The following is a 10,466-nucleotide window of genomic DNA, read 5'->3' as shown; positions in this document are numbered from 1 at the left end:
TTGTCTGGGTGCGGCGGGCGCGAGAGACCGGGGAGCGCACGGCGCGCAAGCAGGGACAGCCTCGACGCTCGAAGCTCGATCCCCTATTTGCTGGGATTGATCGAGGCGACGCCGGACTTGACGATCAGCGAACTCCTGGAGCGGCTGCTTGCCGAGCGCGGCGTGAAGGCCAGTCGCGCGACATTGTGGACGTTTCTCGACCGTTGCGGTCTGACGTTCAAAAAAAGACCGCCCATGCGAGCGAACAGGACCGCCCGGACGTAAAGGCGCGGCGCGAAGCCTGGTTCGAGAGCCAGCTCGATCTCGATCCGGAAAGGCTCGTCTTCATCGATGAGACCTGGACCACGACCAACATGGCGCGCAAATGCGGGCGCGAACAGAAAGGCGAGCGGCTGCGCGCGAGCGTTCCGCACGGACATTGGAAGACGACGACCTTCATCGGCGGTCTGCGCTGCGACCGCATGACGGCGCCGATGGTTCTCGACGGGCCGGTCAACGGCCAATGGTTCCAAGCCTATGTCGATCAGGTTCTGGTCCCGACGCTCTCGCGGGACGACATCGTGATCATGGACAATCTTGGCAGCCACAAGGGCGCCGGCGTGCGCAAGGCCAATCGAGGCGGCGGGCGCGACCCTGCTGTATCTCCCGCCTTACAGCCCCGACGTCAATCCGATCGAAAAGGCGCTCTCAAAACTCAAGGCCCTGTTGCGCAAGGCCGCAGAGCGAACCGTCGACGCGCTAGGGGACAGGATCGGCCTGCGGCTGAAGGAGTTCTCGCCGACAGAATGCGCAAACTTCTTCGCCGCCGCAGGATATGAACCGGTTTAAGGCGAATCCGCTCCAGCCGCTCTATTCGCGACGGCGCGATGTTGTCGGGCTACTGGCCTCACAGAGTAAACGGGGGCGGTCGAGAACCTCCTCGGGCCTTGCGCCGTCATGCGCGGCGGCGTGTGTCGCCGTCCATTTGCGGATCAGCCCATGCGCCCGGTCGATCGACACATGGTTCTTGTATCCGAAGGCGGGAATGGCGAGATCGACCGGCGGAACCGAGCCGTCCCCCCGCACTTTGGCTTTCGTATATTTGACCGTCCAGCGCGCATCGCGATCTTTCTGCGCGAGTTTCGCCGGCTTGTCCTTCCAGCCCTCTGGAATGCGGCCGTCCTTGATTGCCCGCTTCTCGCCGTTCGTATTGCGCTGCTTGGGCGCGGCGACAATCGTGGCGTCGACGATCTGGCCCGACACCGCGAGAAAGCCGGCCTCGCGCAGCGCTGCGTCAAACTGCTCGAACAAGACGGTGGCCGCATTCGCCTTCTTCCGCGCCTCACGGAACGTTCAGATCGTATTGGCGTCGGGAACCGCGTCGGCCAAACCCAATCCGAGAAAGCACATGAACGACAGGCGGTCCTTGATCAGATATTCGCAGCGCTCGTCCGACAGCGAATGCATTGCTTGCAGGATCAGCACCTTGAACATGAACACATGATCGAACGGCGGACGCCCACCCTTGGAGCGATCGGCACGTGGCGCTGCCGCCTCCAGCGCCGCCCGGAACATCTCAAAATCGACCAGCGCCTTCACGCGCTCAAGATCGTCGCCCTTGGCCGACAGTTCCGCCAGCCGTTCGTCGACATCAAAAAATCCGGGCGTTCCCTTCGCCATGGCCCCGGTCCCCTTGCGACATGACCAAGTGAATCAACTCAACGCCGATTTGGCCAGAGGTTTTTGGGGGCCTCCAGCTTTTCACGCGAATACAGCCGCGCAATCTTCGAAACTGCGCGTCCGTCAGCCAGTATTGATCGAAAATAATCGGCGCTTCCTTTCGGAAGCCGTGAATGACAAAGCTCCGATCATGCCATCGGGTTTATAGGTCTGGACCCTAGATTGAAATCTTTACGATATCCTTCCATTGGTGATCGCATAAGCCTCCGGACCAGCCTTCCCGCCACAACTCGATCATCTCGCCTTTGCGCTGAAAGCGTTTTTGGCGTCATGCAAACTTTCTTGACAGAACGCTAACTCAAGGGAACGCCGAACGGCCGTATTAAAGGTGGAAGGGCTATATTGCTGCTCGATTGATTTGAGGGCAAAGTTCTGCACCGAGGTCCAAAGGACGCTATCGTTATACAGCTTGATACATTGCTCAGCGAAGTTTTCCGCGTCAGCGCCGACTAAGCACTCACGGCCGTTTTTCCAACTTAGCTGCTGACACAATTGCGGAGTTATCACGCAAGGCACACCCGTTCCTGCAGCCTCCAATACTTTCAACGGAATGCCGGCGCTGAAACGGGTTGGCGCAATAAAAACACGGGCATTACTGTACACCGGGCCAAGATCCTCGACTCTGCCGAGCAGTTCAACATCTGGAGGAACCTTTGCCTTGACCGCACGCGATTTGTTGGGGCCTGCGACTTTGAGGAAGGCCTTTGGGCCGAGGCTCTTTTTAATTCTTGGCCAGATCTCCTCAAAAAACCAAATAAGTGAGTCCGCATTTGGCGAATTTTCGTCGTGAATTGAACCGACAAACAAAAATCCTGAACGCTGCTCAAAGGGGGTCCGATATACTTTTTCGTTGACTGAATGGCCTACAATAATAATAGGACAAGAGCAGTATTTCTCGAATATTTGTTTCTCGCTCTCAGAAACGGTGAGCACCGCGAAGGCCCTTTTGGTTAATTCGATTTCATTCCCGAGGAGTGTATCGATTTGCGCCGCGGTCAGTAACTCGCCCTGAAGCTTTTTCCTTTCAATGTCACGTACGGCAAAAAGCGCTTCCGCGTCGTACAGGACGCGCATGGTCGCGCCGAGCTCAGGGTTTTGCTCGAGCACCTCATTAAGCAATTTCATATTGTGCGGACGGCAAACGATGGTCAGATCAGGGCGATGCTCCGACAAAGCTTTCGCCAAGCTCGAATGCGTATCGGTTATTGTTATTTCCACCCGACGGTTGACTACTTCGCGAATCGCAGGCCAATCGAGATCCTGTACATTCGTTATGCATAATGAAATATGCGCTTGGTCGCCGAGTGCTTCGACGATACAATCGAGCAACTCCTTGGATCGCGGAAATCCTGATCCCATCCAGGGGAAGGGCACGCGGTCTTCGATGAAAAGGACGCGATGCCGAGTGCTAACGGCAAAGCGCGCATGAGGAACATTTAAGGGCTCCGGCACCCAGCGCGAGGCAAGAAAGGAGCTGTGCTTTTTGACGAAAAGAATCTGGTTTTTCTTTTGTTGCTGCTCTGCCCATTCTCGGGACGCAGCGCTACCAAATTCAAAATGGATAATTGTTGCGTTGGGCTCGAATACAATCTTATACCCCTTTTGCCACAAACGCGCGCAGTAATCTGCCTCCTCGTAGTAGGCTGGGGCAAAAGCTTCATCGAAACCATCGAGCTGCCTGAACAAATCCGTTCGGGTCATAAGGAACGCGCCAGAGCAGTAGTCGACTTCACGCTGAAACATTACTGACGGATCGTCGAGAGACCGGCCGCGTCCATAACCAAGACAGCTTCCATCCTTCCAAATGATCGAACCGGCTTCCTGCACTTTTCCGTCTGGCAGCACAAGTCGCGCACCGACGGCACCGACGCTTGGATCTTCATCCAAGAGGTCACAGGCAGCTTCAAGGGCCCCGAATTGAACTTGCGTATCATTGTTGAGCAGGAGTAAGTATTTTCCTCGCGCACCCTTCGCCGCTTGGTTGACGGCGCGAAGAAATCCGACGTTTTCTTCATTTTGAGTAACCACGACATTATCTAGTCTACCTAGGAGCTTTTTCGTATTATCGGTTGATGCATTGTCAAAAATAATGACTTCCAAATCCAAGTCTTCACTCGTTTGCGCGATCTTGTAGAGCGAATCGATGCAGTCGAACGTTAAATTGGCCTTATTGAAAAGAATGATGATGACTGAAATACAGTGCTTCGCCCCCTGCCTTTTTGGGAAGGAGAACCGGGCCGATGATCGCAAAAATTCATTGATACGCAATGTGGACAACTGACCGTGGACTTCTTTGACGGATACGGCCAAAGGCTTTCGCGCCGCCCGCCCTTCCGACTGTCCGTAATGCAAATAGTGAGCGAGCGGATTGATGCCCCCATTGTCGACGTCTGGATTGGTTGCAAGATACCATCCAGATTCAAAGAATTCGCTTGGGTTGCGCCCTTCAAAGCCGCCAAAAAGATAATAGTGCAGCAATGGATGCAGTCCTGAGCGGCTGACGTCCGGGTTCTCGCGAAGATAAAAGCTGCTGTCAAAAAAACTGTTGGGATTTGCCGCCAACCCTGCGTTAAGAAAATGAATATATATTTCCTTTCCGTTCATCGCCGCTTTTTTTATGCTCATCGCGTACCATTTCGGATCAAAAAGCGGATGCGGCCAATATCCCTTGCTGGCCCCCTCAGTTAGAAAATGCTGCAGGGGAGTTATATCTGAAGAAACATTTGTCATGTATCGAGCCGCGTACCATTTCGGATCGAAAGCTGGATTTGGGGTACGCTGCTCGGAATCGCCATGCAATATGAAATGTTTGAGAGGCTCCATTCCTGAGGCCCGTATTTCGGGGTAAAGCGTAAAATAGGTCCAAATGGAAAAATGCGGGCTGGGGTCGCGCAGTTCGCGCCAGCCGTGATTTACATAATGCTCCAGCGGATCCAAATTCGTTGAACCCAAATCTTTATTGGTGGCGATATACCACTCGCCATCGAACAACCCGCCGCCCTGATAAAGATTGCGCAATTCACGATCAACGAGCCCACGTTCGCTATATGATCTTGACGATAAGCCAAGGGATGCGAGAAACCATCCTACAAATCTCGGTGATTTCATATCTCGCCCGTTCCTCGCTGTCTTGCTGCGTGGACTTTAGACTTCATTTGATTTGGTTTCCACAAAGTCGATAAATTCGTGGATCTGAGCCTTACTGCAGGCGTAGCGCTGAACGCCTCTTTCATCGACCCACTCGGACTCGGGAATAAGATATGCCACGCGATGATCAAACGCGGCAGCCAAAGTCGATTGGACAGAATTTGGACAGCGTATTGCTCCCAGCACTGCTCCCGGCCTGGAAAAAACCGAGTTGTGTAAGGCGGAGCCATACTCGCCCAAAATCACTTTGGCCTGGGAGAATAGGTCGACTTGCGATAGACAGTTCATCGCCTCGGGATAAACGATCTCGTACCCCCTTACCGTCGCAGCTTCTTCAAAGAGTTCTCTGCTATCAAACATCTTCCACAGACCTTGCGTACCCTTCTCGAAATGTTTACGGGAGATACATATTTTTCGCGCTTGCTGCACAGGCGCCGGCGTTACCTTTGAATAGATCTCCCTTACAAAAGAATGGAACCCATATTGGGGCCCGTGCGCAAATGTAGGGGCGCATACCTGTGCACAATCTAAGCGCGTTTGATTTGAATCATAAAGAAGAAAGTCTTGCCGCTCTATACCCAAAATGCATTCGCTTAAATCGAAAATCCATTCCGGGGCATCAGCGGGAAGGAGAGTTTTGTAAGATGCGAAATGTTTCCCGAGCAACGCCTTGGCAATCGCGAGGCGAGGAATAAAATCTACGATCCAATGACCGTAAATCAGGTAGCCTGGGCCCAGTGCATTGATAACGGGTTGCTCGATACGTAACGCATTGCGGACGGGTTCGTTTTCGCGAATCCCGTAAGCATTCGCCCATTCGATCGAAACGTCAGAAAGATGCGAGCCTTCCACCAACAGTCGCTCGCCTCGAAACATCATCAGATGTTCTCTCACGATAACGTTGCGCAAAAAATTACATCCGAGAGGGGCGACTTCCTCACGCGCGCGGTGAATTTTTTCAAGCCACTCTTGCAGCTGCATTCCTGGATAGATGAGCAGAGGCGACGCTTGGGGCGACAATTCGCCCGGCATGAATTGGACAAATCCTTCAGCTCCCGCCTGTGCCTCTTCAAGCGACACGGGGACGACATTCTTATCCCAACGCCAGTGCTCCACCTTGACTCCGGATTCGCTCATCATCGCCACCTACTGATACGTTCGCTACGTTCTGCTTCGATCCTCCTTAATACGAGAGAGGATTGTCGCAAAAGGTTGCAGGATGAGCGGGTCACGATAAGTCACGATCTTGTAGAACTCCGCCTGAGCGACCTCGAGAGAGGTCATCTTTCCGACGTCGTCGGCATTGCGACCGGCGCGCCACATGACCAGCTGGCCATGGTTTTCGGCAACAGTTGCGTAGGAATAAAGTTGCAGAAATGATTCAATGAAATAGACGAGGCGGTAGACGTCGCCCATCCAGGACATGTCTTTTTCACCCGTTATCGCCTTCACCCGTTCCGCCAGCGTCAAATCTGGAAGCGAGGCCGCGTAACTACTAGGCAAAACGTCATCGATAATGATGATACCTTCCGCGTTGACTTTCGTAACCGCGTTCAAGAGATCGCGAAGTGTTTGATCATATGTATGAAGGCCATCCAAGAAGATGACGTCGAATGTTTCGCCTTTCGGTGACTTCTCGAAAAATCTGTCACTCGTGGTTTGTTGATATACAGCGTTCTTATTGCGCTGCTCGGCTTGCTGGACGTCGAAGAGAAAATTCGGATCCACCGCAACTTTCCGTCCACATTGAACAGCATGAAAAGTCTCCCCTCGGTTGACGCCGATTTCGAGGTATGACTTTGCGCCAATCAAGCCAATGAGTTCCTGAATAACGTCTGCGCGCTTCATTATGCTGCCGCATGGCCTCCGACTTTCGCACCGCGAGTGGTGTTAAATTCAAATAGCGTAACCATTTTTGGCGGTCAATCCATTTCGGTGTTGATTGGCGGCCTGAAAGCGACGCAGAAAAGACCCGTCTGCCATCCGCGCGTGCTTGGGCTTAGATCAGAATCTGGACGCTTCTAAAAACTTCGCCAAACCGCTGCGTTCTGATTCCTTTCGTTCGAGAGGATCGGAGGCGAGTCGATGCGCGGGGACACCTTAGCTCTTCCGACGTGGACGAACGGCTAGAGTGGATGCTGCTTGACGAAAGATTTAACGTAAACTGGTGGGATCAACCGAACATAATGCCTCATAGGGGGCAAATCGCTGGCCCCCAGTGATTCGCGCTCCCGCAGGCCTCCATAGCGACGACGCTGCGCGATTGCTCCGCGAGGAAGGCGAGCACCTTCTCGCGCGAAAGCTTCAGTGGCCCGCATGGGTGATCCAGTTCGCATGTTAGGGTCCAGACCCATAAATTGCTTGGCATGATCGGAGCTTTGTGATTCACGGCTTGCGAAAGGAAGCGCTGATGATTCACGATTAATTCTGGCTGACAGACGGGCAGTTTCGAAGATTGCGTCCCATATTCCGACCGACCGATATTCGGGGCTAGGCGCGGGTCGATGACCGTCGCGTGATCTGCGGCATCATCCAAATGCTCAAATCTGGCGGTCGCATGGCGACAAGGGATACGACAGCGAAGCCATCCGCCGTCGGGCTCGAGGAGGGTGGCGCAATGCCGAATATTCCGCCCCAGGCCAATAGAAGGTGGAAGAACTGCTTCTCGCCCTTCCTCTCGCAATTTCAACGCCCTCGAGCATATGTTTGCCGATCAAAGTACTTCCGATCAAGGACTTCAGGCACATCGCAATCCGCTACGACCGAAAATCCGCGAAATCCCTCACAGCCGTCTGCATCGCTGGGACCGTCATATTTTGGGTATTAGTCTGGACCCGAAGAGCCTCGATACAAGCGACCCTCTGACATTTTTTCGCCGCATCGCGAGGTTGTTACTACCTATGACGCAAAATTTAATTGTCGGGGATGAGCACAAATGGGATCAATGTATCTCTCGCGAAGCCTTCTTCGAAAGCTCCAGGGAAAGTCCAAGTTTTCTGCCAAAGTTAACAAATTTTTCTTTATCGTGTTCTCTGTGCTCCTGTTGGACATGCGTACGCGGTTTGGCACGAGCCATCTGAGCTATCTAATAGCCATCGCCTGGCCACTTTGTCACCTAGCAATCCTTGAAGGTGCCTATTTACTCCGTACTATGATTGCGCCCATAGGCGATAGCCCGGCGATGTTTGTCGGTACGGGTGTGATACCTTACATACTCTGTCTATATCCGGGCCGTATGATGGCAATGGCTGTATTCCAGAATCGCCACCTGCTTAATATCCCTCTCGTGAAGCCGATCCATTTAATTTTCGGCCGTTGTCTACTAGAGACACTAACTGCCTCAATAGTATTGGTTGTTTTCATGTTGAGCTTGCATCTTGCCGACGTCGACATAGTTCCGACAGATCTTGCAACTGCAGGGACAGCCGTCGCAGCAGCGATATATTTCGGCGTAGGCGTGGGCTTCCTAAATGTAGTAATGTGTGCAATATTCGGGCCATATTTTATGGTGTTTTTCGTAATTTCCATGGTTATTCTTTATATTTTTTCGGGCGTATATATTCCAACTTCAACTCTCCCAGAGGAGATAAGGGATTACGCTGCCTACAATCCTTTGTTAAACATCGTTGAGTGGCTGAGGTCTGCATATTATGCGAGCTACGACAGCGAAGCTGTGAATAAAACTCTCGTTTTGGCGCTCGCATCTGTGAGCCTAGTCCTCGGTCTCATTGGAGAAAGAATTCTCCGCGGCAAATTTTTTGGTTAGGGCTCGGACTGATAAAGTTGTTGGCTTGGGCGCGACGTCGCGATCACACCTCCCCACTGACACTCTGGGCAAGGCGCGGGTCGACGATCGGCGCGTGATCAGCGGGATTGTCCATGTGCTGAAATCTGGCGGGCGCTGGATCGATGCGCCGTCGGAATACGGGCCGCCGGAAGACGCTCTACAACCGTTATGTCCGGTGGGCGGCCAAGGGCGTGTAGGTCAATCTCTTCCACGCGCTCGCGCAAGCTGGCGGCCCGCCGCCGCAGCTTCTCATCGACTCCTCCGCGGTCAAGGTGCATCGCTCCGCCAGTGGCGGCAAAGGGGGCGCAGGCCCAGGCGATCGGTCGATTGGTCTGCCCCCTGAAAAGTGATCCTCCGTGAAGTATGGCTTTGAGCCTATGAGGAGGATTTGAGATGGGCAGGAAACGGCACAAGCCCGAGGAGATTGTCGCGAAGCTTCGTCAGGTCGACGCGCTGACGACGCAAGGGCATTCGGTTGCGGAAGCCATTCGATCGATAGGCGTTACGGAAGTGACGTATTACCGCTGGGGCCAGGAAGACGGCGGGCTGAAGAGCGACCAGGTCAAGCGGCTGAGGATCTCGAGCAGGAGAACGCCCGGCTTCGCAAGGCGGTGTCTGATCTGACGCTTGAGAAGCTAATCCTGAAGGAGGCTGCGTCGGGAAACTTTTAAGCCCCGCCCGCCGTCGCGCCTGCGTTGAGCGTGCAAGGGAGGCGTTCGGCGTGTCCGAACGCTTCGCCTGCCGCGTGCTCGGCCAACATCGTTCGAAGCAACGTAAGCGTGACCGGATGACCGCCTAGCGCAGTGCAATTGGAGTTGATTAGGTGTCCACCATGGAAGAGGTGGACACCAGATGGCGGCGGCGAAGGATGGCGGCGCACGGCGATCGTGGAGCCTGGAAGAACGTCAGCGCATTGTTGATGAAGCGCTGGCTCCCGGGGCGTCTGTTGCGGCGGTTGCGCGTCGCCACGGTCTGAACGCCAATCTCGTTTTCAAATGGATACGCCGCGCCCGCGAGGGTTGGCTTGATCGGCGGCGCGCGCCAGCGCAAGAGGCTGAAGCCTCTGCTGTGGCGGGAGACAGCGACGCGCCGGGGGTTGTCCCGGTGTCGCTCGTGGAGCTGCACGCCGTGACGGCTCCAGCATTGGCGCCGCCGCTGGCGTTGGCGAAGCCGGTTCGCGAGCCGCGAAGAATCACGCGACGCGGGGCAATGGAGATCAGCCTGCCAAATGGCGCGCGGGTGTCGCTCGACGCGGATGTCGACGCCGAAGCGCTGCGTCGCGTCTTATCCGCGCTAGAGCGGATTCGCCTTAAACCGGTTCATATCCTGCGGCGGCGAAGAAGTTTGCGCATTCTGTCGGCGAGAACTCCTTCAGCAGCAGGCCGATCCTGTCCCATAGCGCGTCGACGGTTCGCTCTGCGGCCTTGCGCAACAGGGCCTTGAGTTTTGAGAACGCCTTTTCGATCGGATTGACGTCGGGGCTGTAAGGCGGGAGATACAGCAGGGTCGCGCCCGCCGCCTCGATGGCCATGCGCACGCCGGCGCCCTTGTGGCTGCCAAGATTGTCCATGATCACGATGTCGTCCCGCGAGAGCGTCGGGACCAGAACCTGATCGACATAGGCTTGGAACTATTGGCCGTTGACCGGCCCGTCGAGAACCATCGGCGCCGTCATGCGGTCGCAGCGCAGACCGCCGATGAAGGTCGTCGTCTTCCAATGTCCGTGCGGAACGCTCGCGCGCAGCCGCTCGCCTTTCTGTTCGCGCCCGCATTTGCGCGCCATGTTGGTCGTGGTCCAGGTCTCATCGATGAA

General features: G+C 54.8%; 4 protein-coding genes and 7 pseudogenes. 6 read left to right on the top strand and 5 right to left on the bottom strand.

From position 1 onward, the window contains the following. Positions 1-828: pseudogene (locus IYY11_RS00635) on the top strand (IS630 family transposase); the annotation flags it as partial. A 95-nt stretch (positions 829-923) separates the two neighbouring features. On the opposite strand, the pseudogene IYY11_RS00630 reads toward IYY11_RS00635, so the two are convergent. The 4 genes and pseudogenes from IYY11_RS00630 to IYY11_RS00615 all read right to left on the bottom strand — a co-directional run. Beyond that, positions 924-1,659, bottom strand: a pseudogene (locus IYY11_RS00630) (transposase); the annotation flags it as partial. 294 nt (positions 1,660-1,953) lie between these two features. After that, entirely contained in the window at positions 1,954-4,737 is a 2,784-nt protein-coding gene (locus tag IYY11_RS00625; protein WP_196402345.1) for a glycosyltransferase, read from the bottom strand. Positions 4,738-4,863: 126 nt separating this feature from the next. Further along, positions 4,864-5,946: a DUF563 domain-containing protein gene (locus IYY11_RS00620; protein ID WP_210331178.1), complete on the bottom strand. Its 1,083-nt coding sequence runs from the start codon at positions 5,944-5,946 to the stop codon at positions 4,864-4,866. Positions 5,947-6,027: 81 nt separating this feature from the next. Next, complete coding sequence (locus IYY11_RS00615) at positions 6,028-6,714, bottom strand: class I SAM-dependent methyltransferase (RefSeq protein ID WP_196402343.1); 687 nt, start codon at positions 6,712-6,714, stop codon at positions 6,028-6,030. A 714-nt stretch (positions 6,715-7,428) separates the two neighbouring features. Between IYY11_RS00615 and IYY11_RS00610 the strand changes: the two are divergent. The 5 genes and pseudogenes from IYY11_RS00610 to tnpA form a co-directional block, all read left to right on the top strand. Beyond that, positions 7,429-7,731: pseudogene (locus tag IYY11_RS00610) on the top strand (hypothetical protein); the annotation flags it as partial. Positions 7,732-8,047: 316 nt separating this feature from the next. After that, the gene (locus IYY11_RS00605) at positions 8,048-8,632 is read left to right on the top strand and encodes an ABC transporter permease (RefSeq protein ID WP_196402342.1); all 585 of its coding nucleotides are present in this window, start codon (positions 8,048-8,050) and stop codon (positions 8,630-8,632) included. Continuing rightward, a pseudogene (locus tag IYY11_RS00600) lies at positions 8,625-8,980 on the top strand (transposase); the annotation flags it as partial. The gene IYY11_RS00605 and the pseudogene IYY11_RS00600, both read left to right, overlap by 8 nt. 66 nt (positions 8,981-9,046) lie before the next feature. After that, a pseudogene (locus tag IYY11_RS00595) lies at positions 9,047-9,431 on the top strand (transposase); the annotation flags it as partial. Between the two features lie 74 nt (positions 9,432-9,505). Beyond that, a pseudogene (gene tnpA / locus IYY11_RS23540) lies at positions 9,506-9,889 on the top strand (IS66-like element accessory protein TnpA); the annotation flags it as partial. Between the two features lie 73 nt (positions 9,890-9,962). On the opposite strand, the pseudogene IYY11_RS00585 reads toward tnpA, so the two are convergent. Then, a pseudogene (locus tag IYY11_RS00585) lies at positions 9,963-10,466 on the bottom strand (IS630 family transposase); the annotation flags it as partial.

The organism is Methylocystis sp. H62 (assembly GCF_015709515.1).
Classification (GTDB): Bacteria; Pseudomonadota; Alphaproteobacteria; order Rhizobiales; family Beijerinckiaceae; genus Methylocystis.
The sequence above is the reverse complement of the archived record's forward strand: the minus strand, read 5'-3'. Positions and strand labels throughout refer to the sequence as shown.